At 50.3% G+C, this 23,479-nt stretch carries 20 protein-coding genes and 1 riboswitch; of the genes, 8 read left to right on the top strand and 12 right to left on the bottom strand.

Features of this window, described 5'->3' with window-relative positions:
• Positions 1–124 precede the first annotated feature (124 nt).
• Positions 125–1,009 carry an RNA polymerase sigma factor RpoH gene (gene rpoH, locus AC2D8L_RS14765; RefSeq protein ID WP_484686238.1) on the top strand — a complete coding sequence of 295 codons (885 nt, stop codon included), beginning with the start codon at positions 125–127 and terminating at the stop codon, positions 1,007–1,009.
• 45 nt (positions 1,010–1,054) lie between these two features.
• Here the strand turns inward: rpoH and AC2D8L_RS14760 are convergent, their stop codons facing one another.
• From AC2D8L_RS14760 to AC2D8L_RS14750, 3 genes are all read right to left on the bottom strand, one after another.
• The gene (locus AC2D8L_RS14760; RefSeq protein WP_484686237.1) at positions 1,055–2,098 is read right to left on the bottom strand and encodes a hypothetical protein; all 1,044 of its coding nucleotides are present in this window, start codon (positions 2,096–2,098) and stop codon (positions 1,055–1,057) included.
• 136 nt (positions 2,099–2,234) lie between these two features.
• Positions 2,235–2,858 carry an FMN-binding negative transcriptional regulator gene (locus AC2D8L_RS14755; RefSeq protein WP_484686236.1) on the bottom strand — a complete coding sequence of 208 codons (624 nt, stop codon included), beginning with the start codon at positions 2,856–2,858 and terminating at the stop codon, positions 2,235–2,237.
• Between the two features lie 16 nt (positions 2,859–2,874).
• Positions 2,875–3,588 (bottom strand): thiamine diphosphokinase, encoded by a 714-nt coding sequence (locus tag AC2D8L_RS14750; protein ID WP_484686235.1) that lies wholly within the window; start codon positions 3,586–3,588, stop codon positions 2,875–2,877.
• An 11-nt stretch (positions 3,589–3,599) separates the two neighbouring features.
• Positions 3,600–3,696: riboswitch (TPP riboswitch) on the top strand.
• Positions 3,697–3,768: 72 nt separating this feature from the next.
• Here AC2D8L_RS14750 and thiB point away from each other — a divergent pair.
• From thiB to AC2D8L_RS14735, 3 genes are read left to right on the top strand one after another with little or no spacing between them, the layout of a single operon-like run.
• Complete coding sequence (gene thiB, locus AC2D8L_RS14745) at positions 3,769–4,776, top strand: thiamine ABC transporter substrate binding subunit (protein WP_484686234.1); 1,008 nt, start codon at positions 3,769–3,771, stop codon at positions 4,774–4,776.
• Positions 4,724–6,439 (top strand): ABC transporter permease family protein, encoded by a 1,716-nt coding sequence (locus AC2D8L_RS14740; RefSeq protein ID WP_484686233.1) that lies wholly within the window; start codon positions 4,724–4,726, stop codon positions 6,437–6,439. The genes thiB and AC2D8L_RS14740 overlap by 53 nt, the downstream gene beginning before the upstream one ends.
• A complete protein-coding gene (locus AC2D8L_RS14735) occupies positions 6,426–7,043 on the top strand; it encodes an ATP-binding cassette domain-containing protein (protein ID WP_484686232.1) in 618 nt (205 codons plus the stop codon). Before AC2D8L_RS14740 ends, AC2D8L_RS14735 begins: the two co-directional genes overlap by 14 nt.
• A gap of 8 nt (positions 7,044–7,051) precedes the next feature.
• Here the strand turns inward: AC2D8L_RS14735 and AC2D8L_RS14730 are convergent, their stop codons facing one another.
• Positions 7,052–9,367: a DNA polymerase III subunit gamma/tau domain-containing protein gene (locus AC2D8L_RS14730; RefSeq protein ID WP_484686231.1), complete on the bottom strand. Its 2,316-nt coding sequence runs from the start codon at positions 9,365–9,367 to the stop codon at positions 7,052–7,054.
• Between the two features lie 45 nt (positions 9,368–9,412).
• Positions 9,413–10,705, bottom strand: coding sequence for an adenylosuccinate synthase (locus tag AC2D8L_RS14725; RefSeq protein ID WP_484686230.1), 1,293 nt, complete (start codon positions 10,703–10,705; stop codon positions 9,413–9,415).
• Positions 10,706–10,868: 163 nt separating this feature from the next.
• Here AC2D8L_RS14725 and AC2D8L_RS14720 point away from each other — a divergent pair, with 163 nt between their 5' ends.
• Both AC2D8L_RS14720 and AC2D8L_RS14715 read left to right on the top strand, forming a co-directional pair.
• Positions 10,869–11,837 (top strand): DMT family transporter, encoded by a 969-nt coding sequence (locus tag AC2D8L_RS14720; RefSeq protein WP_484686229.1) that lies wholly within the window; start codon positions 10,869–10,871, stop codon positions 11,835–11,837.
• Positions 11,830–12,045 (top strand): SlyX family protein, encoded by a 216-nt coding sequence (locus tag AC2D8L_RS14715; protein WP_484686228.1) that lies wholly within the window; start codon positions 11,830–11,832, stop codon positions 12,043–12,045. The genes AC2D8L_RS14720 and AC2D8L_RS14715 overlap by 8 nt, the downstream gene beginning before the upstream one ends.
• A 25-nt stretch (positions 12,046–12,070) precedes the next feature.
• Here the strand turns inward: AC2D8L_RS14715 and AC2D8L_RS14710 are convergent, their stop codons facing one another.
• The 4 genes from AC2D8L_RS14710 to AC2D8L_RS14695 form a co-directional block, all read right to left on the bottom strand.
• Positions 12,071–12,511: a VOC family protein gene (locus AC2D8L_RS14710; RefSeq protein ID WP_484686227.1), complete on the bottom strand. Its 441-nt coding sequence runs from the start codon at positions 12,509–12,511 to the stop codon at positions 12,071–12,073.
• A gap of 458 nt (positions 12,512–12,969) precedes the next feature.
• Positions 12,970–14,562 carry a phosphoglycerate dehydrogenase gene (gene serA, locus AC2D8L_RS14705; RefSeq protein WP_484686226.1) on the bottom strand — a complete coding sequence of 531 codons (1,593 nt, stop codon included), beginning with the start codon at positions 14,560–14,562 and terminating at the stop codon, positions 12,970–12,972.
• Between the two features lie 69 nt (positions 14,563–14,631).
• On the bottom strand, positions 14,632–15,792 hold the full coding sequence (locus AC2D8L_RS14700) for a phosphoserine transaminase (RefSeq protein WP_484686225.1): 1,161 nt from the start codon (positions 15,790–15,792) through the stop codon (positions 14,632–14,634).
• Positions 15,793–16,013: 221 nt separating this feature from the next.
• On the bottom strand, positions 16,014–16,724 hold the full coding sequence (locus AC2D8L_RS14695) for an outer membrane protein (protein ID WP_484686224.1): 711 nt from the start codon (positions 16,722–16,724) through the stop codon (positions 16,014–16,016).
• Between the two features lie 170 nt (positions 16,725–16,894).
• Between AC2D8L_RS14695 and AC2D8L_RS14690 the strand changes: the two genes are divergently transcribed.
• Positions 16,895–17,818, top strand: coding sequence for a DMT family transporter (locus tag AC2D8L_RS14690; protein ID WP_484686223.1), 924 nt, complete (start codon positions 16,895–16,897; stop codon positions 17,816–17,818).
• Positions 17,819–17,837: 19 nt separating this feature from the next.
• Here AC2D8L_RS14690 and glmM read toward each other — a convergent pair whose 3' ends face one another.
• Positions 17,838–19,184 (bottom strand): phosphoglucosamine mutase, encoded by a 1,347-nt coding sequence (gene glmM / locus AC2D8L_RS14685; protein WP_484686222.1) that lies wholly within the window; start codon positions 19,182–19,184, stop codon positions 17,838–17,840.
• Positions 19,185–19,342: 158 nt separating this feature from the next.
• Positions 19,343–19,969 carry a LysE family translocator gene (locus AC2D8L_RS14680; protein WP_484686221.1) on the bottom strand — a complete coding sequence of 209 codons (627 nt, stop codon included), beginning with the start codon at positions 19,967–19,969 and terminating at the stop codon, positions 19,343–19,345.
• Positions 19,970–20,090: 121 nt separating this feature from the next.
• Here AC2D8L_RS14680 and AC2D8L_RS14675 point away from each other — a divergent pair, with 121 nt between their 5' ends.
• On the top strand, positions 20,091–21,398 hold the full coding sequence (locus AC2D8L_RS14675) for a type III PLP-dependent enzyme domain-containing protein (RefSeq protein ID WP_484686220.1): 1,308 nt from the start codon (positions 20,091–20,093) through the stop codon (positions 21,396–21,398).
• Positions 21,399–21,464: 66 nt separating this feature from the next.
• On the opposite strand, the gene ftsH is transcribed toward AC2D8L_RS14675, so the two are convergent.
• The gene (ftsH, locus tag AC2D8L_RS14670; protein ID WP_484686219.1) at positions 21,465–23,390 is read right to left on the bottom strand and encodes an ATP-dependent zinc metalloprotease FtsH; all 1,926 of its coding nucleotides are present in this window, start codon (positions 23,388–23,390) and stop codon (positions 21,465–21,467) included.
• Between the last annotated feature and the right edge of the window lie 89 nt (positions 23,391–23,479).

Genomic DNA, 23,479 nt, shown 5'->3' with positions numbered 1-23,479 from the left:
ATATATCAGTCCTATATAGTGGCCTAGGTTGAGAACATTGCTGCCCAACTCGTCCCTTTGGGAGTGTTGGCATGCGCCGGCTTAAACTGCACATAGCGGCGCGCAAACAAACGGGGGGTGCTTTATGGCCCAAACAAATCTGCCCACATTGTCATCGGACGATGGTTTATCGCGCTATTTGCAAGAGATCCGCAAATTCCCCATGCTTCCGCATGACGAGGAATTTATGCTCGCAAAACGCTATAAAGAGCACGAAGACCCCCAAGCCGCCCAAAAACTCATCACGTCACACCTGCGCCTCGTGGCAAAAATCGCCATGGGATATCGCGGGTATGGATTGCCGATTTCTGAAGTTATTTCTGAGGGAAATGTAGGCTTGATGCAGGCGGTAAAACGGTTTGAGCCTGATAAAGGCTTCCGCCTCGCCACCTACGCCATGTGGTGGATCCGCGCGTCAATCCAAGAATATGTTTTGCGCTCTTGGTCGCTTGTGAAAATCGGCACCACTGCGGCGCAAAAACGCCTCTTCTTCAATCTACGCAAAATCAAAGGTCAGATCGCTGCCCTTGATGATGGCGCATTACACCCTGATCAAATCAAACAAATCGCCACGACCCTAAAAGTGTCTGAGGATGACGTTGTTTCAATGAACCAGCGCCTAACCGGCGATGCTTCGCTAAACGCGCCAATGCGTTCGGACGAAGGTGCATCCCAATGGCAAGATTGGTTGGTAGACGAAGAGCCCGACCAAGAAACCCAACTGGGTGACGCGCAAGAATATGACGAGCGCATGGGCCTGCTTAAGAACGCCATGGGCGTGTTGAACGAACGCGAACAAGAAATCTTCAAAGCCCGTCGTTTGCGCGAGCCGCCTTTGACTTTGGAAGAGCTAGCCCAAAAGTTCGAAGTTTCCCGCGAACGCATCCGCCAAATTGAGGTGCGTGCATTTGAAAAAGTGCAAGTTGAAGTAAAAAAGCAGGTCTTAGAGAACGACCCTCAACCTGCTTAACCTTGATTAGCGCAGGCTCCAAAGCCTGCGCCTTGTCTTCAAAGTTTAGTTCAATGCCGTCATGAGCTTCGGGTCAAACATGCCCCGACAAAGCTTTCGGTCCAACCGCAACGCGCGTTTTTCCTTCTTCGACTTCAATGGCCAAGTCAGGACCATTCTAACGACATCAAGCTTTGCTTTCATATTCTGATTTTGCAATTGTTTCGCTCGGTCAAACAGCACGTCGTCCCCCTTGCGAATGCGAAAATTGACGCCGAGATGTTCAAACATGATGTACTCCGCCATTGTTTCAGCAAAGTCTTCGCCTGAATTGGCTAGAGCGTAGGTCGTTGTGTAATTCGATTGTTCTAGTTCCCGAAGCAAAGAACTATTTTGTCCCGCCTGCGGATAAGTATCCAATGCCGAAACATAGCCCTTGAGCACATTATCGGATGCCAAGATTTTCTCTTTTTGCGCGGATTGAATTTGCGAATTGCAGACAAAATAGTCCGAACCAAACAGGTTGTTTAACCTTGGATGTTTTTCCATCAGGTGCGCGAGCTCATGAAAGATTAGATAGGCAAGTGGATAATTTAGCTCCGTATGACGTTGCTTTGTGTATTCAACCTCATATTCAAGCTGATATGCGTCTTCAAGCCGCCACAGACCCGGCTCAACATCGTCATCAGTTTTGTAAAAGGTCGCACCGCGTGCAAACCGAGAAAATGCGCTTTCAATCAGGTTTGCATAACTTCGCTGGAACTTCCCCAACGCTTGCCAGCTCAAGTACATTTCCGTGCTTCTTTGGAAACCAGAAGCGTGCTCTTTAAATTCTTTTGCCACGAACAATTTATCTAAATCACACATGGTCTGTCGCATTGCTGGCGGTGCAACATCAAAAATCAACTCAAGTTGTTTGTCCAACTTATAGACCGCTAATTCCTTGGGCGGCTCGATACAATCCCGCGATTTATGAGACAGCGTGTAACAAATCTTCTCCGAAACCGGCACGTCGCACTGTATGGGGTCTGCCTGCGAAAATGCGGCATAGGCGCCGGCAAAAAGCATGAAAAAAGACGCCATAGCGCTGGCTATTGTTCGAGTGTGCACAAAATTGTCCCAAAAATTAATTCAATAAATATCCTTATGCCAATTCATGCGCCAAATTGGGCAGCAACATGGCACGAACCTGAACCAAAAACCCGCGTGCAAATGATTGTAAACAAAAGATTAATGGTGGACTGATCTAAAGCCCAGCCTTGATAAACGCCGCCATTTCATGCGCGTCTTGATCGCCGTCAGCATCCAGACCCGCAATCACCCCTAGCTTATCGACAGCCTTCCGGTTTTGGCTGACTTTCCATTTGCCTACCAATTCGGTGATTTCCAGTTCTAGCCCATATAGGCCCTTTAGCTGCTTCGCGACATAATCGTCCGGCGCATCGGAAACAGACCATGGCTCTGCCCGTCCCTGTTCCATCTTGTCCGTCAGCGCGTTCAAATGGTTCAGCTTCCAAGTAACATCAGTCTTAAACCGCAACTGCCCCCGCGCGTGCACCACCATATAATTGTAAGTTGGCACTTCCTTGCCGTGGTCTTTTTTGCCCGGATACCAGCTTGGGGACACATAATGGGTTGGCCCTTGAAAAATCGCCAATGCTTCTTCGCCATCTTTGCACTGCTCGATCAAATCGTTACCCCGCGACAAGTGCGCATGCAACATCTTACTGTCAGGTTCTAAAAGCATGGGAAGGTGATTGGCTTCAAGCCCGCCCAAGGTCTGGCACACCAGCGTCGCCAACGGATGCCGGGCAATACAATCAAACAGAACACTTTCACGCGTTTCACGAAATGCGGGCGGCTGATACATCATGTTTCCGACAATCTTATGAAGAATAGAGGTTCAGGATCGCGCCAAAATGCTCTTTTGGCAAGATCACCAAATAGGGAACATCATGTTGCCCATTTAGCACCAATTCAACTTCTGCGGCGCATAACTCGTTTGACGTTCCGATACGTTTTCCAACATCCAGCGTCAAACCATCAAGCGGATATTTCAGCCCCGTAGAACGCTTAAACGCAACGGGTTGTAACGGATAAAGAGAAAAACGAGTGCCCACGGGCAAGTCCAGTTTGAAATCACCAACCACGCCCAACGTAGCGTCCACATCATCCATCAGAACAATATGCTTGTTCGCCCCATGCCGCGCGATGGTGTGAAAAGCCGCCAAAGTATGGTCGACCCTTTTGCCCAACATGCCAAAACAAATGAACAAGGGCGCGTCGATTGAATATAGGCATTTTTCAAAGTCAGTCGTTTCTTGGTCCGCCAGCTCGATAACCCGCACATCATCTCCAAATGCACCTTTGTCCTGAACTGAATCAAGATCGCCGATCACCGCTTCAAGCTCAAGACCGAGCGCTAACGCCGCGTCTGCTGCACCGTCAGCCGCAATGAGCGGATAGCCCTTGGCGATAAAGGACCGCAATTGTTCGGCGCAAAAATTGCCGCCACCCAACACAATCACAGGGTCGACAAAGCGCAAAAGCACATTGTCAGGATTAGACAATTGAGGGGCTTGCAAATGTGAATTTTTCAACTAAGTTGGCTCCCGTCTCGCTGGGGTGTTCCATTTATTGGAGCTGAGATTTTACCCATTGAACCTGAACCAGGTCATGCTGGCGGAGGGAGCTCGAGATGACAAGCCCCTTTTGGGACATAGCCTTGTCATTTCCCCTTTTACGCACGACCGCAACTGTTTGCATATAAAGGGACGATTATGTCTTTGAAAAAACTTACGATTGCGGCGCTCTTTTCTGTACTTCCATTTGCGCATGCCGCAATGGCGGACGAAAAGCCAACGCTCACCATTTACACCTATGACGGATTTGCTTCGGATTGGGGGCCCGGCCCGGGTCTTAAGGCTGGATTTGAAAAAACGTGTGGCTGCGTCGTTGATTTTGTCGGCACCGAAGATTCCATTGGCGCCTTACGCAAAGCGCAATTGGAAGGCGAAAACACGAAGGCCGACATCATTTTGGGCCTAGACACTAGTGTTGCCGCCGAAGCCAAAAGCACCGATCTATTCGCACCGCACAACGCGGATCTTTCTGCGGTCAAACTGCCAATCGATTACTCATCAGATCAATTCGTTCCATTCGATTATGGCTATTTCGCCCTTGTTTACCGGAAGTCTGATTTCCCAACGCCGCCTACATCTTTTGAGCAATTGACCGATTTGGGCGAAGATTTCAAATTCGTTATCCAAGATCCACGTTCTTCAACACCCGGCCTTGGTTTGGTCCTGTGGGCAAAGGCGGCTTATGGCGGCGACACCAACGAAATGTGGAATGATCTCGCGCCGCACATTCTAACCGTCACAAAGGGCTGGTCAGAGAGCTACGGCCTGTTCCTTGATGGCGAAGCCGACATGGTGCTCAGCTACACCACGTCACCATCTTACCACAAGATCGCCGAAGAAGATGACAACTATGCAGCTGCGATTTTTGACGAAGGCCACTATGTCCAAGTTGAACTTGCAGGCGTTCTAAAATCATCAAAGCAAAAAGAGTTGGCGCAAGGCTTCTTGCAGTTCTTGGTGAGCCAAGAGGCGCAAAAAATCATCCCAACCACCAATTGGATGTTCCCGGTGATTGAACTTGAAGGCGGGTTGCCTGAAGGGTTTGCTGAGCCTTTAAAAGCGGAACAAACTTTGTTGCTTGACGATGAAACCGTTGGCGCAAACACAAAAGCTTATATCGATGCGTTCTTCGCCGATATCAAATAGTTCAAATTGGTCCCGCCCTATCGGCGGGGCCAATCTCCCACAGATTACAAGGCCGATTTGGCGTTCGCCGCGCCTCTTGCTTGGCATTGCCATTGCGTTAAGTGTCGGCGCGTTAATCGTCGCGCTCATTGTCATCATTTGGCAAGCCGCTAGCCTTTTCGGTGACAGAGCCCAAAGCAGCACTGATCTTTTTCACCTGCTGCGCATGTCCGCCATTCAGGCAGGCCTATCCGTTATACTGGCGTTCGCAACCGGCGGTATTGTCGCCATAGCGCTGACCAGACTGAAATTTGTCGGCAAATCTTGGGCGCTGGCCTTCCTGTCCGCCGGGTTGGTCTTGCCAACGCTTGTTGTCGCTTTCGGCCTGTTGGCCATTTGGGGACGCGCAGGTCTAATTAATGATGTTGGCCAAGCCCTCGGGTTCTCCCGCCTGCCATTTTCCATTTTTGGTCTACACGGCATACTTGCCGCCCATGCCGTGCTCAACGGATCGTTTGCGGCGCGCATCTTTTATGATCGGTTGCAAGGCCTGCCCACAACCAGCCTAAAGCTGGGTCAATCACTTGGCCTAAGCCAGTGGCAGCGGTTCAAGATTTTGGATTGGCCGGTTCTAAAAAGCACAATGCCTGGCCTTGGCGCCACGATCTTTCTGATGTGTTTCACGTCGTTTTCTGTCGTTCTATTGCTTGGCGGTGGCCCAAACAATTCAACATTCGAAGTCGCCATTTTTGAAGCGGTTAAGGCAGATTTCGACCTCAACCGAGCGGCATTGTTAGCCGCTGCACAATTGATCTTTTGTCTGTTGATCATCCTCCCCACAGCTGGCCTGAAAAGCAATTCAATCCTAATCGGCAAGTCCGACAATCATATGTGGGCAGCGCGCGGCCCTGCAAATTTGATCTTAGGCGTAATATTGTCCGTCCTGATGCTGGCCTATGCCAGTCCCTTGGTGATCATCATCGTCAACGGGTTAGATTTGGATATGTTAAAACTGATCACATCACAAAAATTCATCAACGCCCTGCTCACCTCAGTTTTGATCGCCACAGCGAGCGCAATTATTTCAGTTTCGCTTGCCTTGCTGCTGGCCTTCTCTCGAGCTGAATTGGTCTATCAAAACCAGATTGGCACCAAAGCCAAATTTCTGCGCACCCTGATCAGCGCTCCCGTTTTTGCCTATCTCGCAACACCCGCCATTGTGCTCGGCCTCGGCTTTTTTCTGCTGGCGCGGTTCGCCAGATTGGATACTGGGGAGATCGGCATTTTCGTCGTCATTCTCGCCAACGCATTGCTGGCCCTACCGCTTGCCAACGCAACCCTTGGTCCACCACTCGAAAAGATCGCCAACAAGTCTCAACGGCTGGTCAGAAGCCTCAATATCAAAGGCTGGCAACGCATCCGCTATATCGAACTGCCGCTAGTGCGCAGAGAATGCGCTTATGTGTTTGCACTTGGTTTCAGCTTTTCGTTTGGCGACCTCGGCGTTATTGCCCTGTTCGGCACAGACGATTTCACCACCTTGCCTTGGCTGATGTATCGGGCATTGGGTGCCTATCGCTCAAATGACGCGGCCATGCTCGCCTCAATATTGTTGGTCATATCCGTGTTCAGCTTTTTCATTTTCCCTCGCCTATTGGGAGGTCGCAACCATGCTGACCATTAATGACCTTGAATTCTCATATCCAAACGCCCAGCAATATCAATTTTCCTTCACAGTAAAGCCGGGCGAAATTATCGGTATATCCGGTGAAAGCGGCGCAGGAAAATCAACCTTGCTGGATTTGCTCGCTGGTTTTCAAATCCAATCTAGCGGTGCCATATCGCTCAACGATACTGAGATATCCAACCTTGCCCCAGAGGATCGACCGGTTTCGATCCTGTTTCAGAAAGACAATATTTTTCCCCATCTTACAGCGAAGCAAAATGTTCAACTTGGGATAAAGAAACAGGTGGATATTGCACAAAAACTGGACGAAGTAGGGCTTTCTGAATTCGTCAATCAAAGATGTTCATCAATGTCTGGTGGGCAGCAACAACGGGTCGCCTTGGCCCGCACGCTGGCACGCAACCAACCAATATTATTGCTCGACGAGCCCTTTTCAGCGCTAGACGACAAAACTGCTGATCAAATGCGGAAATTGGTCAAACAGCTCGTGCAACAGCACCAATGGCATGCCGTTCTTGTCAGTCACCACAAGGCAGATTTTGACTTGCTAGCGGACGAAGTTCTGACGTTGAAGGACGGCACCCTAAGCGCCGCACCTTAAACATTTAGCTATTCAATGGCCCAAGCTGCCAACACGGCTTCAAAGATCTCTGATCCTTCGGTCCCTTTTTCAAGGGTCACGATTGCTTTGCGCCCAGTCGAATAAACCACCGGGAAATCAATCCAACCGCGCTCAGACAATAGGCCGAGATTTTTCACGAGATCAGCATCTGCCGCGCTGAGCGCAAACAGAAATGAATTGTCGAATATCCGCGCCGATGCACCAACGAGTGGCGTACCTTGCGCTAACTCTTCATTTTTCAACAAGATGCCCGGCAAACTGGCAATGCCGCCGCCTAGGAAACTTTGGGTGACCGTGAAGTTCACTTCAACCAAATGGCTCGCAGGCAGCGCACTATCGCTATTTTTGCGAATAAGAACGTCAACTGACAAGTTCCGCGCAGGCACTGAAACCGAAGCTTTGATCACTGGTGCACCAAGTTCATCAACATCCCGCGACCATTGGGTTGAGCCCGTAAACGGCACTGCGCCGCCCGAACCCGTGACCTGTTCTTCAATCAACATCGACCGCGAGCCGACATCAACTTGCGTGACGTTCGTATCTTCCACATTCAAAGTGGGTTGTTCAGTATCCGCTGTAACAATTTCTTCGGCCTGCAAACGCTCGTCCGCAGGTTCTGGATTATCTTGCGGCGTTGGCATTTCTTCTGTTGGTGTTTCGACAGTTGCGTCGGCTGGCACCGTTTCGGCGACTTGAGGTTCTGGCTCAACAATCGGCTCTGGTTCTGCCGTCAAACGCTCTTCGGTGGTCGCAATTGGTGTATTTTCAACCACATCAGAAGCATTTGTAGTGGTTGGCGTAACGTCTCGCACATTCACGGCCGATGGCACGGTTTCTTCTGAGGGCGTTGCCGTTTCATTTGGTGCTTCGGCGGTCGATGGCTCATTTGTGGTTTGACTGTTCAAACCCAACTGGGCCATCAGCGGGTTCAAATCAACAAACCCTTCTTTCCAAGCCCAATAAGCACCGCCGCCGGCGCCTGCCAGCAACACAACAACCAACAGCAAAAATACTGTCAATCCGTTGCCACCAGTGGTCTCGTCTTCAACGATTTGCGCGTCGTCTTCGGTCTTGGTGGACGTCGTCGACTTACCCAAATTTTTCGCAGAAGGGACCGGCGATGGCGTATCGTCATTCTTCGGCTCATCAGCGGGTTTGGAAACCAAATCACCGCCGTCTTTGCCTTCAGCTTCTAAATCCAAAGCTTTAATCGCGCGGTCGATGGCGGCCTGCGGTTCTTCCCCATCCACATTTATAACCGGTTGTTGCGCTGTTTCATCAACGTCAACTTCGCGGACGCTTGAAAGCGCAGGCTCAACGCTAACGCTATCAGCTGCATTAGGTGCGGTTTTGCTCGCCAACTCGACTTTTGGTGACACGACTTGCTTTTGCGATGAAGCAGCACGCGCCGCCGCAATAACCTCGTCAACCGAGCTCAATTTAGGCTCAGGCGATTTCTCTTCCTGTGCGGGCACATCCGCATCAGGCTTTGGTGCAGGCTCAACCGGGGCCTCAACTGTATTTTCAGCAGTCGGCGTTTCAGCAACATTTTCAACGTCAGGCGCAACGGCTGTAACCGTTTCTGGCTCAACGTCAACCTTTGCGCTCTTTTCCTCAGCCTTAGGGCTTTTTTCCTCAGCCTTAGGGCTTTTTTCCTCTACCGGAGCGGCGTCTTTCGCCTCTTCAGCAACAGCCACTGGTGCGGTTTCCTCAACCACATTTGTTTCCGGTTCTGCTGCCGGAACATCATCAGCAGCTATCGCAGGTGCTGGCGGCTCGACAGTCTCAGGCGCACACTCGTTAGCGGCGTCGGGTTTAGAATCCTTAGAGTCTTTGTCCCTGCTCTTATCTTGAACAGGTGTCTCAGGTTCAGTTGCTACTGGCTTATCTGCTTTCACATCTGCTTCAGCTGGCAACTCAACGGTAACTTCGGGAGAAGCCTCCGGTTCCGGCTCCGGCGCTGTTTCAACAATTTGCTCAGGTTCAGCTGGAACGGATGGCTCAACTGGCGCCGGGCTAGGCTCAACAGCCGGGGCCACAAATGCCGGCACCTCGGCAATTTCGGTATCCTCCTTGAGCCCTTTTAGAAGTGCCTCGGTCGCTTCTTGCTCAACTTGGCGAATGCAATCTTCCAAAGCAAGCCGATGCTGGGTGATTTCACGCGGAGGAAGCTCCGGCTCAATCGCCCGCAATTGCGTAACCAGCGCTTCACGCGCCTTCTCATACACAGCACGCCGAGACATGCCGTTATTTTCTGGTAAGGCGTCAACCGCCCGACGCAAAAGCTCTTTATAGTCAGCCATTAGCTACTCAAACTCACTCCCCGTTACCTATGTAACGAAAAAAACTTAGTCTTGGAAAGGGTCTGTCACCAAAATGCTGTCCAATCGCTCCGGAGATGTGGATAGAACTGCAACAGGTGTCCCAATTAATTCTTCAATTCGCCGCACATATTTCACCGCCTCGGCTGGCAATTCGGCCCAGCTTCGTGCCCCTGCGGTTGTGCCTTTCCAGCCCTCAAGCGTTTCATATATCGGTTTCACGTTTGCCTGCCCCTTCATGGTTGAAGGCAGATAGTCAATACGTTCGCCATCCAATTCATATGCCACGCAAACCTTAATTTCTTCCATCCCATCAAGTACATCAAGCTTTGTCAACGCGATGCCATTAATGCCAGAAACCAGCGCTGTTTGCTTCACAAGCACCGCATCGAACCAACCACAGCGCCGTTTGCGCCCGGTGTTCACACCCCACTCATGGCCGGTTTTACCCAAATATTCACCGATCTCATTAAGCTGTTCAGTTGGAAATGGTCCCTCGCCGACGCGGGTTGTGTAGGCTTTGGTGATGCCCAAAACATAGTCGAGCGCACCCGGGCCCAAACCAGAACCGTTTGCCGCTTGGCCACCAATTGTATTTGACGATGTCACAAACGGATATGTGCCATGTTCAATATCTAGCAATGCGCCCTGCGCACCTTCAAACAAAATGCGTTTACCATCCCGACGCATATTATTCAGTTTTTCCCAAACACGACCCGCAAATGGCAAAATCTCTTCAGCCACAGCCATCAACTCGTCATATATGGCCTGAGGTTGCACTTCATCAATACCAAGCCCACGGCGTAAGGCATTGTGATGACGCAGATTACGCTCAATTTTAGACATCAAACTTTCAGGATCCGCCAGATCGCAAACCCGAATGGCGCGGCGGCCGACTTTGTCTTCATAAGCTGGGCCCATGCCACGTTTGGTGGTGCCGATTTTCAATCCTGTATTTGAACTCTCGCGGAAACTATCCAGTTCGCGGTGTAGCGACAGAATTAGACATGCATTATCAGCAATCATTAGATTGTCAGGCGAGATTTCCACGCCTTGGCCACGCAACAAAGCAAGCTCTTCGACGAAGTGGTGCGGGTCCACAACTACGCCATTTCCGATAACCGAAAACTTACCCGGCCGCACAACGCCAGAAGGCAAAAGCGCGGTTTTGTATGTGACGCCATTAATAACCAATGTGTGTCCGGCATTGTGGCCACCTTGGAAGCGCACAACAACGTCCGCGCGTTCACTCAGCCAATCCACAATCTTGCCTTTACCCTCGTCTCCCCACTGGGAGCCGACAACAACCACATTCGCCATTAAAATGTTCTCCTAAAGACCGAACAATTTGTCTTTTAATCAGATCAACTGATCCATTTTCGCCCCGACAAATCGCCCATAACTGTCACCGTCGCCCCACCTTTGGGTATTCCGGGCAACGCCAAAACCTGTTAAGCGTCGCTGGTATAGCAAAAGTGATCCCATGACAAAACCACAATCGACCGCAAATGGTACGAAAAATCTCGTCCATCAACTATTTAGTCGGCCCTACCTACTTTTAGTGCTTACAGCCTTGTTTTGGGGCGGAAATATGGTGGCCGGCAAGATGGCCGTTGGCGAAATCGCACCAACAAACCTCGTTGCCGGACGGTTTTTACTCGGATTTCTTGTCATCCTACCTTTTGCCCTGCCGCATTTTAAGACCGATTGGCCCAAAATTCGGACCAGCATTCCGTTTTTAGCGTTTGCAGGCGGTGTTGGATTCGCTGGATTCAACTTATTCCTCTATCTGGGTGCGCAATATACAACGGCCGTCAATGGCGCCATTGAACAAGCCTCCATCCCGATGATGGTGATGATCGCCAATTTCGCCTTTTACGGGGTTCGCACCACATGGCTGCAAATTGTCGGTGTCGCTTCAACCATCTTTGGCGTCATCTTTGTGGCAACAGCAGGCGAACCGCTCAGGTTGCTAACCTTTGATATCAACCAAGGCGACGGGCTGATCCTTATTGCCTGCATTATCTATGCGGCATACTCGGTATTGCTGCGCTACCGACCTCAAATTCACTGGATGAGTTTTCTCGCTACGACTTTTCTGTTTGGCACGCTATCCGCCATACTTTTCGAGTTGGTGACCGGCGGGCTTCCCACCATGTTGTTTAACTTTACCCAAGTCACCACCACCGGGTGGCTTCTGGTGCTTTATGCTGGGCTGTTCCCATCAATCATCTCCCAGCTCTTCTACGCCAGGGGCGTTGAACTGATCGGCGCAAACCGGGCAAGCCTGTTCATCAATGCGCTCCCCTTATTCGGCGCAATCCTTTCGGTCTTGATTCTTTCAGAAAAGTTGCACCAATATCATTTTGTCGCAGCGCTCTTTATCATTGCTGGCATAACGATGGCTGAATTTGCCGCACGCACAAACAAAAAGACAAAATCCAATGACTGACACAAAGAACCTTTTGTCGCGCATCGAAGCACTAGAGGCGCACATCGCCCATCAAGACCAAACAATTGAAGATTTGAACAAAGCGATCACCGAGCAGTGGTCTCAGTTTGAAAAGCTTCAACGCGACATCTCAAAACTACATGCGGAACTGGAACAAATCGATGCAGGTGGTGCTGGAGAAACTGACGAGCGCCCACCTCATTATTGAAAAGGCCGACGCACGCCCAAAAGTTCTAATTCTCGTCTGGATGCGGCGGCGGGCCTTTCAGTTCAATTTTGTTACCAAACGGGTCACAGAAATAAAACGAGTGCCCCACACCGCGCGCGCCGCCGTGAAACGCTTCGCGCTCGATCTCAACGCCATGTTGCTTAAGATGTGAACGCAGTTCGTCATGATCAAATGGGCCAGCGGCTAAACAGACATGATCCACATTTCGCCCACCAAGCACCGGCGGCTTAGCATCATGCCCACCTTCATGGGTGTAATCCCACAAAACGATCAGCGATATACCCGCCCAAACCTGCTCCATGCCCAATTCAGGATATGAATATCCAGGCCGACAACCCAACACATCCAGGTAGAAGCGCATCGCTTTTTCCAAGTCGTCCACCAAGAAGACAATATGGTCTATGCCCGCCAGCGAAAATGGGACTGAATTTACTTTATCATTCATGGTGTGATCCAAACATTCAGGTAAATGTAATCGATTTCATTTCACTTAATGGATCACTACAAATCCCCGACGTCAAGCGCGGACACAAAAACGGACTGACAAGCCATGAATTCTCATTCACGCCGCCGTCGCGCCTTCGGTTCTTCCCCGGCACCCCCGCTCTCTTTTCACGCCGCCGTCGCGCCTTCAGCGCTTCCCCGGCACCCCCGCTCTCTTTTCACGCCGCCGTCGCGCCTTCAGCGCTTCCCCGGCACCCCCGCCAATTGATGCACTTCTCAAAGTCTAAACAAGCGAGGAGCCCGGCCAACTTTTTGGCCGTGCCCGCGCAGGGACCGACTTTGCTATAGCGCGGCTTTAGCGCGTCATAGCAAATTCGATACGCCAGCGTGAGCGAAAAAAAAGGCCGACCCATACTTGGATCGGCCTTCTTACAAAACAGGCTGCAGCCCGCTACTTAATTACATCTCAGAGAAATAAATTGGCTTGGCTTGCTGCACGCCTTCAAGCGCGCTAATCCGCTCCAATTGGCCCTCGTCAAGTTTGCCATCAATATTGATCAATGCGATAGCGTCGCCACCTTCTTCAACACGTCCAAGATTGAAGTTAGCGATATTGACCCCTTCATCGCCCAACAACATACCCAACCGACCAACAAAGCCCGGCTTATCTTCATTGGTGATATAGAGCATGGAAGGCGTCACTTCAGCTTCCATGTTAACGCCCTTCACCTGAATGAGGCGTGGCTTGCCGTCAGCAAAAACAGTACCCGCAACAGAGCGTTCTTGGCGCTCGGTGATGATAGTGAGGCGGATGTAATTGTCATAAACGCCTTGCTGCTCACGGTTGACCGTTTCAACATTCATGCCACGGTCTTTCGCCAAAACTGGTGCAGACACCATGTTCACGTCGCCCAACAATGGCTTAAGCACACCCGTAAGCAATGCGGAAACCATCGGCTTCGTGTTGAGGTCCGCGACCGCGCCCTCAAACTCAATGCGAACACCAGTGATGCTGGTTTCGGTCAATTGACCGGCAAAACTGCCCAAGCTCTCTGCCAATTTCACAAATGGCATGAGTTTAGGTGCTTCTTCGGCAGAAATGGACGGGAAGTTCAACGCATTTGAAATCGCGCCATGCATCAAATAGGCACTCATTTGCTCAGCAACTTGCAGCGCAACATTTTCCTGCGCTTCTGTCGTAGACGCACCAAGGTGCGGCGTACAAATGATATTCGGTGCATCAAAAATTGGATTTTCTTTTGCCGGCTCAACCTCGAACACATCAAGTGCTGCTCCAGCAACTTTGCCGTTTTCCAACGCCACTTTTAATGCAGCTTCGTCAATCAATCCGCCACGTGCACAGTTCACAATGCGCACGCCGTCTTTCATCTTGTCGAACGCTTCTGCACTCAAAATGCCTTTGGTCGCGTCCGTAAGTGGTGTGTGTAGGGAGATGAAATCCGCACGACCCAAAAGTTCGTCTAGTTCAACTTTTTCAACACCCAAATCAAGCGCACGTTCAGCCGTTAGGAACGGGTCAAACGCGATCACTTTCATTTTCAAACCTTGAGCGCGGTCAGCAACAATCGCACCAATATTACCGCATCCGATAATGCCCAATGTCTTGGCGGTTACCTCAACGCCCATAAAGCGAGATTTTTCCCACTTGCTGGCGCGGGTAGAAGCATCGGCCGTCGGGATTTGACGTGCGAGAGACAAGAGGAGTGAAATCGCGTGCTCAGCTGTGGTGATGGAATTGCCAAATGGCGTATTCATCACAATAATTCCCTTGGCCGTCGCCTTAGGAATATCAACATTATCAACACCGATACCCGCGCGACCAACAACCTTTAGATTTTCTGCAGCGGCGATAACTTTTTCAGTGACCTTTGTCGCAGAGCGGATCGCAAGACCGTCATATTGCCCGATAATCTCGAGCAATTTCTCTTTGTCCTTGCCAACATCCGGCAAGAAATCAACTTCAACACCATTATCGCGGAAAATTTGTACAGCTGTTTCGCTCAGCTTGTCAGATACAAGTACTTTAGGCATGAAAGCCTCCATCAATTCTATATGGGGAACGCTGGCGGCTCACCGCCAGCAAAACTTATCAAATGCGCTCTAAAGCGCCGCTTTTTCTGTTGCAAAAGCCCAATCTAGCCACGCAGTAAGCGCTTGAAGATCTGAAGCTTCAACAGTCGAACCGGCCCAAATGCGCAAACCCGCTGGCGCATCGCGATACGCGCCAATGTCGTAGGCGATATCTTCATTGTCCAAGCGTGTTGCAATCGCTTTGGCAAAAGCCGCTTGCCCATCTGCATCCAACGCAGCGATATCCGCATCAACGATTTTTAGACAAACCGACGTGTTCGAACATGTCGCTGGATCTTGAGCCAAATTGGCAACCCAACCGGTTTTTGCTACCCAGTCATTGAGCACTTTAAAGTTCGCATCAGCCCGCTTGCGCAACGCGTCTGGTCCGAGCGATTTCGCCCACTCCATCGCATCAATCGCATCCTCAATTACCATCAAAGACGGTGTATTGATGGTTGCAGCTTTAAAGATACCTTCGATCAATTTCCCACCTTTAGTTAGGCGGAAAATTTTTGGCAAAGGACGGTCTGGCGTGAATGTTTCAAGCCGTTCAACCGCTTTTGGGGACAAGATGATCACCCCGTGAGCACCCTCACCACCCAGCACTTTTTGCCAAGAAAAAGTCACCACATCGAGCTTTTGGAAATCCAATTCTTGTGCAAATGCAGCAGATGTCGCGTCGCAAATGGCAAGGCCGTCACGGTTCGCGTCAATCCAATCCGCGTTTGGAACCCGAACACCGGATGTCGTTCCGTTCCATGTGAACACCACATCTCGTGTCCAATTTACGGCATTCAAATCTGGCAATGCGCCATAGTCCGCGTCCAGCACCCGCACATCATCAAGCTTAAGCTGTTTCACCACATCGGTGACCCAACCGGCGCCAAAGCTTTCCCACGCGAGCATATCAACTCCGCGCGCGCCCAGCATTGACCAAAGTGCCATCTCGACGGCACCAGTGTCAGATGCAGGCACAATACCGATCCGATAATCATCCGGCACGTTCAGCAATTCACGTGTCAGATCAATCGCGAGCTGAATACGTGCTTTTGCCGGCTTCGCACGATGCGAGCGCCCAAGATGTTTGTTTTCAAGGAAGTTTGGCGTCCAACCCGGACGTTTAGTGCAAGGTCCGCTAGAAAAACGCGGATTTACCGGACGAAGGTCCGGTTTCCAAATCTGTGTCATGTGACTACCCTTTCAGATAGGCGACTCTCGTTGGGGAGAGCTGGCCCACTGACCGAGATATAGATTTTTGACCGAATTGCAAATGAAATATTCTAGACGCGCAGAATTTGGTGGTGGCTAAACGTCGGAGTCCGACCTATTCAACCGTCCGTTTCGCAACAAAAACCCCGCGTCATTTCCGACGCGGGGTTCAAAATTCACAATCCTAAGCAAAGACTTACTTAGTGAAAGCGATACCGCAAGCTTGCGCGAATTTCGTGTGCAATGGCATCTTGTGCCCAAAGGTCTGTACCGCCGGAGGTAGAGAACCCCTTCATCCACAAAGCTCGATATCCAACATCGGCGACCAACGCACCCATATCGTACCCAACGCCAACCATGCCGGCAGCAGCCCAAGACGTCGCTGGCGCGGAGCCCGCATGAAGATGCGGATTTACCGCATGTGTAGCAGAGGTCAAGCTAAACGCCTTACCTACGCCAGCGCCTACATAACCGGTCCACCCGCCTTCAGCGGAATGTTTGCCAAAGCCGTCTAGATCGAAATCATAGTATACGTTTGCCAAAGCAACGGTTGAGCGCAGAGTGATATTGTAACCAGAGGCCTTCATGCCGAAGTTCTCAAGATAGTCAACAGTAGCGTCCACACGCCACCCATCACCAAACTCATAACCAGCGCCAACACCAGCACTGTATCCCCAACCCATTTCATCAACGGTGTGGCTCGTACAACAAAGCTCGACATTTCGAGCCCAGAGCATATTACCGCCAAGGGAACCACGTAGATAGAATGAGCCGGTTAGCCCATAATCTACTTCTGGCAATTCAGGATATGTGGGGTATTCGGGTTCTGGAACAATCATGTCGGCAGCCAATACGCTGCTTCCGAACATGGTTGCAACAGCCATACATGCGGCCATCGTCCATTTAAGCATCATTCTAATCCTTGTTACGCAAGCCAATTTCTGTGACTTCTCGCTGGGCATTATTGCGCCTTTTTGTTAAAAGGCACTTAACCTCGTTCTTTAACCCTAATAATTCAACAATCACATTAAGTAGAAAAGCCAACATTTGGGGCGGTTTCCGCCCGCGTTTCAGGGAAATTATGGATCAACAACAGCGCACTGCATCGGATTGGATCGGTCTTGCTAGCCTTGTATTTATGTGGGGCAGCGCCTTTCTCAGCATCAAGATCGCCGTTGATTATGTGGGGCCCATGTGGCTCGTTGCCATTCGACTTGTTGTCGCGGCGAGTTGCATGATTGCCTTTGCACGTTGGCAAAATGTTCGGCTACCGAGCGACTGGCATGAATGGCGAGCAATGCTTTTCTTAGGTGCATTAGGCACTGCAATTCCATTTATTTTGGTTTCATATGCAATCCCCTACCTGCCTTCTGCAGTGGCTGGCCTTATGATGGCTACAATACCGTTTCAGGTCCTTTTGTTCTCTTTAGTATTCTTGCCTGAGGAAAAAGCAACCATCGTCCGGCTGCTAAGCTTGGCCATTGGTTTTGTCGGCGTTGCGGCCGTTATCCTTGGTAGCGACCATTCGAGTGAAAGCTTCGCCATCTCAATCATCCCATTTGCCCTACTGATTTTAGCTTCGTCTGGATATGCGACTAACGGCATCATATCTCGCCGGATGATCGAAATGCCGGCAATGACAAAATCTTATGGAACGCTGGTTGTAGCGGCGTGCACTGCGGTAATTTGCGCCTTAATCTTCGAACCCATGCCCAAAAGCATCAACTGGCAAGGTTGGACCGCTGCCGTGTATCTTGGGGTCATCCCCACTTGGGCAGCGACAATTGTTTACTATCGCTTAGTGGACAAAACCTCAGCAGCATTTTGCGCGCAGTCAAATTATTTGGTGCCTATCGTTGCCATAGCTTTGGGCGCAATCGCGTTCGGCGAGCAATTGTCGCCGCTCCAATTCATTGGCTTCTTCGCCATCATTTTCGGGTTGTTAATCGCTGAAGGCGTCATTAAACGCAAAAGGCGGCCTCGTTTACCGACGCCGCCTGGATAGTTTAGCGTTGCGGAATAGCTTAGGCTGCAACGCCTTTGATGACGTCGGCAATGTCACCAACAACATTGGTGACCAATGTCTTGTCGTCACATTCACCCATCACCCTGATTAGTGGTTCAGTACCTGACGCGCGGATAACCAAACGCCCGTTTTTACCAAGTTTCTCCTCGCCAGCCGCGATCGCCTTTTTCACCAAATCATTTTCAAGCGGTTCACCGGCTGCATATCGCACATTCGTTAGAAGCTGGGGCACGGTATCGAACAGACGGCAGACTTCAGAAACCGGTTTGTCTTTAGATTGAACCAAAGCCATAATCTGCAAAGCTGAAACCAGCCCGTCACCGGTTGTTGTGTGATCAGATAAAATGATATGCCCAGACTGTTCACCACCAACATTAAACCCGCCTGACCGCATGCGCTCTAACACATAGCGATCACCCACTTTCGTGCGTTCTAACGTTAGATCACGACTATTGAGATAACGCTCAAGTCCCAGATTTGACATCACAGTCGCAACAACGCCACCACCAGCCAACCTGCCCTGTTCTTGCCAATATAAGGCAAGTGCTGCCATCAATTGGTCACCGTCAACGATGTCGCCTTTTTCGTCGACAATCACCACGCGGTCGGCGTCGCCATCCAAGGCAATACCGATATCAGCACGCGTCTCTTTCACTTTCTCTTGCAAAAGTTCTGGCGCGGTCGAACCGCAACCTTCATTGATATTATATCCATCCGGATTAACGCCGATTGGAATAACATCAACACCAAGTTCCCAAAGAACCTCAGGCGCTGACTTATAAGCCGCGCCATTTGCACAATCCAAAACAACCCGCAATCCACTAAATTCTGTCAGTCGCGGCAGGGTGCGTTTTGCAAATTCAGAATAGCGACCACGCGCTTCTTCAATTCTATGCGCACGACCAATTTCTCTGCCCCGCACCAATTCTTCTGCCAATTCACTATTAAGCAGGTTTTCGATTTCCTGCTCCATCTGATCGGTCAATTTATATCCATCTGGCTGAAACAACTTGATACCATTATCATCAAATGGATTATGAGATGCGGAAATCATCACACCTAAATCGGCGCGTAAGGATCGCGTCAGCATCGCCACTGCTGGCGTGGGCATCGGCCCGAGCAGGAACACATCTGCGCCCACAGAGTTAAATCCTGCTGTCAGCGCATATTCAATCATATATCCGGAGCGACGCGTGTCTTTACCAATGACGACGCGATGGCGATGGTCACCTCGTTGGAATGCAGAACCAGCGGCTTGGCCAACCTTGAGCGCCAATTCAGACGTCAGTTTTTTGCCATTCGCCAAACCACGAATACCGTCAGTGCCAAAGAATTTCCGTGTCATATTGTTCCCCGAATGACCTTAAGTGTGCAGCAGGCGAAATCAACAAAATTGGCAGTTGATACAGCTGGTGCACATTCAATATGCCCCAACAATAGCTAAAATATGACCAATTTTACGTATTTCACGCAAGCGTAGTTAAGAAACACTAACCAGACAAATTAGCGATCCAATGCCAATTTGCCGCCAAGCGTGATAAGAAACGAGCCACCTGCCACCTTCGCCCATTTCGCGCCATTGTTCGAGCTGCGCAGTTTCTTGATCATCAAACTCGCAAACAAAACACAAAACAAATCAGCCGACGAAAACATAACATTTACGATTGTGCCCAATACCACCATTTGCACCCAAACCGGCCACGCTACCGCTAGGTCAACAAATTGCGGTAAGAATGCCACAAAGAAGATCGCGGTTTTGGGGTTTAGAACTTCAACGGCAATGCTCTCAACAAATGCTTTGCTCGCATCCTTTTGCTCCCCGTTTTTTTCGCCAACTTGCTCGTTCCGCTTCACAATCATCATGACGCCAAGAAAGATCAGATACAGCGCGCCCGCAACTTTGATCAAAAAATACACTTGCGGAATAAGCGCCAACAATGCCGCCAAACCGAAGGCCGCCGCCCCAACGTGAAAATAGCCACCCAAATGAACACCCAATGAAGCCATCAACCCAGCCGCACGACCGCGTGCCAATGTTTGGGCAGAAACGTAAATCATGGCTGGTCCCGGCATATAAGCAAACATCGCGGTGGTCACGAAGAAGGCGATCAATATTTCAACAGCAGGCATCAATTGGCTCCAAATCAAAGGCAAGAGGAACAAGCATATCGCACATGACACGAATTGGAAGCTTGTTGGCAAACAATTGGGCAACTAGTCTAAAAGCTCCAGACCAAACGGAAACGACCTCATGCCTTCACCTCAAAACACGCGCATTACCGATCTCACTATTGCAAATATCTATCAAAAAGCGCTTAGCGACCCGAGCCTGTTGTTGGCCGAGGACACCGCAGCGGTGTTTTTCGATTTGGACATGATCGACGCGCGAATAAAGGCACTGGACCTTTTGTTCCCGTCCGGAACTGTCCACGCCATGGCGGTCAAAGCAAACCCGCTCGGCAAGGTTCTAGAGGCCGTGGTGAATAAGGGGGCCGGGTTGGAAGTTGCGACATTGCCTGAACTTTATCTGGCACAGAAGGCGAATTGTCCGCCTTCAAAAATTATCTTTGATTCACCCTGCAAAACGACTGAAGAATTAAAACTGGCGTTGAAATTGGGCTGTCATATCAATGCAGATTCGTTTGCGGAACTTGAGCGAATCGACATGCTGATCGATACGACAAGGGACACAGATTGCTCAATCGGTTTGCGGATTAACCCCCAAGTCGGTGCAGGCACCATCGCATCCACAAGTGTCGCTGCTGAATATTCAAAATTTGGTGTCGCGCTTAACAACAACGCCGAGCAAATCATTTTGGCTTATCTGAAATATCCATGGCTCAATTCTGCCCATGTACATGTCGGGTCTCAAGGCTGCGACCTCCCCATGTTGCTTGGGGGTATTGAAAAAATGGTCGAGTTGATCAATCAAATCAACGCAGCTTTTGCCGACGCCAACCTGTCTCGTCGCATCAAGAAGCTGGATATGGGTGGTGGGCTGCCTGTGACGTATAAAGACAGTCAACCAGCCCCCAATATCGATGATTATGCTGCAGGCGCGCTCAATCTGCTCGCGCCACTGATCGACAATGGGCTGCAACTCATCACAGAATTTGGTCGACACATCAACGCCAATGCCGCATGGGCGGTTTCCAATGTAGAATATGTAAAAACCGGCACCCAGTTGAGCACCGCGATGATCCATCTGGGCGCGGACATGTTCTTGCGCAAATGCTACCGACCTGAAGACTGGCACCATGATATCGCGATCTTGGACCCTGCGGGAACGCTTAAGGAGCACACTGCCGCCAAACCCTACAATGTCGCGGGCCCACTGTGTTTTGCAGGCGACATTATTGCCCGAGACATTGATCCTCCTGAAATCTGCGCCGGTGACAAAATGATCATCAAAGATGTCGGTGCTTACACCCTTAGCATGTGGTCTCGCTACAACAGTCGGCAAATGCCCAAAATTATTGGTTATCGCAACAACAGTGAAGAATTCTCAATTTTGAAGCAACGTGAAACGTTGGACGACCTTCATCGTTTCTGGGGCTAGCATAGGCTATGAACGAAAAAAGGCCGCCCAACGGGCGGCCTCAAAATCGATTGCTATGATTAAGTCTTAGCCTTCAGGCTGCGGCTCCGCGTCGCCATCGGCAACGTCATCGCCCTTCTTTTTGGCTGGCGCCTTACCAGCGCTAGGCACGGCAGAAGCCTTTGGCTTGTCATCATCATTATCGTCATTGCGCGTCGGACGCTTACCGTCCATCAGTTCACGCAGCTCGTCACCGGTTAGGGTTTCAAACTCCAACAGCGAAGTGGCGATATTTTCAAACAGGTCCTTATTGTCTTTGATCATGTTGCGCGCTTGGGTCTCAGCGTCTTCGATCAACCCACGCACTTCTTCATCAATCAAACGCGCCGTATCATCCGAAATCTCCGAATTTGACGGTCCATAAAAACCAGTCTGACTTGATTTCAACAACACGCGGCCAAGCTTCTCGCTCATGCCCCATTCGGTCACCATCGATGTCGCCAACTTGGTAGCGCCCTGAATGTCGCCAGCGGCACCTGAGGTCACTTTCTCCGGTCCAAATTTGTAGATTTCAGCTTCACGACCACCAAATGCCATGACCAATTGGGCCAAGGCTTTTTCACGTGAGAACGAATATTGATCCGTTTCCGGCAAGCTCACCACCATACCTAGCGCTCGTCCGCGCGGGATAATGGTCGCTTTGTGAATAGGGTCGAGCACTTTTGGCATGAGAAGAGAAATCAAAGCATGGCCAGCTTCGTGATAGGCCGTGTTTTTCTTTTCGTCTTCTTTCATCGCCATGGTGCGACGCTCTGCACCCATCATGAGTTTATCTTTTGCGTCTTCAAACTCACTCATGGTCACAAATCGCTTATTGCGGCGCGCCGCCAGCAACGCAGATTCGTTCACTAGGTTCATCAATTCAGCACCCGAGAAACCCGGTGTACCACGTGCAAGAACTTTCAAATCCACATCTGGTGCCAATGGCACTTTACGAACGTGAACTTTTAGAATTTTCTCACGACCACCAACATCTGGGTTTGGCACAACAACTTGACGGTCAAAACGACCCGGACGCATAAGCGCAGGGTCCAAAACGTCAGGACGGTTGGTTGCAGCAATCAGGATAATGCTTTCATTCTCTTCAAAGCCATCCATCTCCACAAGCAACTGGTTCAATGTTTGCTCACGCTCATCATTGCCACCGCCAATGCCTGCACCACGAGAGCGGCCAACAGCATCAATCTCATCGATAAAGATGATACAAGGCGCGTTCTTCTTGGCTTGCTCAAACATATCGCGCACACGGCTCGCGCCCACACCAACGAACATTTCAACAAAGTCAGAACCTGAAATGGTGAAAAACGGCACATTCGCTTCACCCGCAACGGAACGGGCGAGCAATGTTTTACCTGTACCCGGAGGGCCCACCAACAAAACGCCGCGTGGGATTTTACCACCCAAGCGCTGGAATTTGCCCGGATCGCGCAAATAGTCAACGATCTCTTCAAGGTCTTGCTTGGCTTCATCAACACCAGCCACATCTTCAAATGTGATTTTGCCTTGGGATTCCGTCAGCATCTTAGCCCGCGATTTGCCGAAGCCCATCGCACCGCCTTTGCCGCCGCCCTGCATTTGGCGAATGAAAAAGAACCACACGCCAATGATGACGATAAATGGAAGCCATGAAGACAAGAGAATTGTCCAGAACGGGCTTGAATCTGGTTCACGTGCTTCAATCGCGACACCGCGCGCTTCAAGCCGAGAAACAACATCAACACCAGCTGGAATATTGGTTTCAAAGGTTGCACTATTTTGGTAAGTGCCGCGCAACACGTTATTTGTAATAATAACACTGGTTACATTACCCGCATCCACATCAGCCACAAATTCTGAATATGTGCGTTTACCCACGCTCGCAGATTGGGTCGAGCTATTGAAGACCTGAAATAGGCCAAGCAATAAGACCAAAATCACGATCCAAATGGCGAAGTTTCTAAAATTGCCGTTCATTCATCCTGCCTTGGATTTGCACCCCGCGCGTACGCGAAGTTCGTCATAAAAAAAGTTGTAGCAAATGTAGGGATCAAAGCCTTGTGTTA

The organism is Maritalea sp. YIW29, from assembly GCF_057219265.1.
Note: the sequence above shows the minus strand (reverse complement) of the source record. Positions and strands in the feature narration are given on the sequence as shown.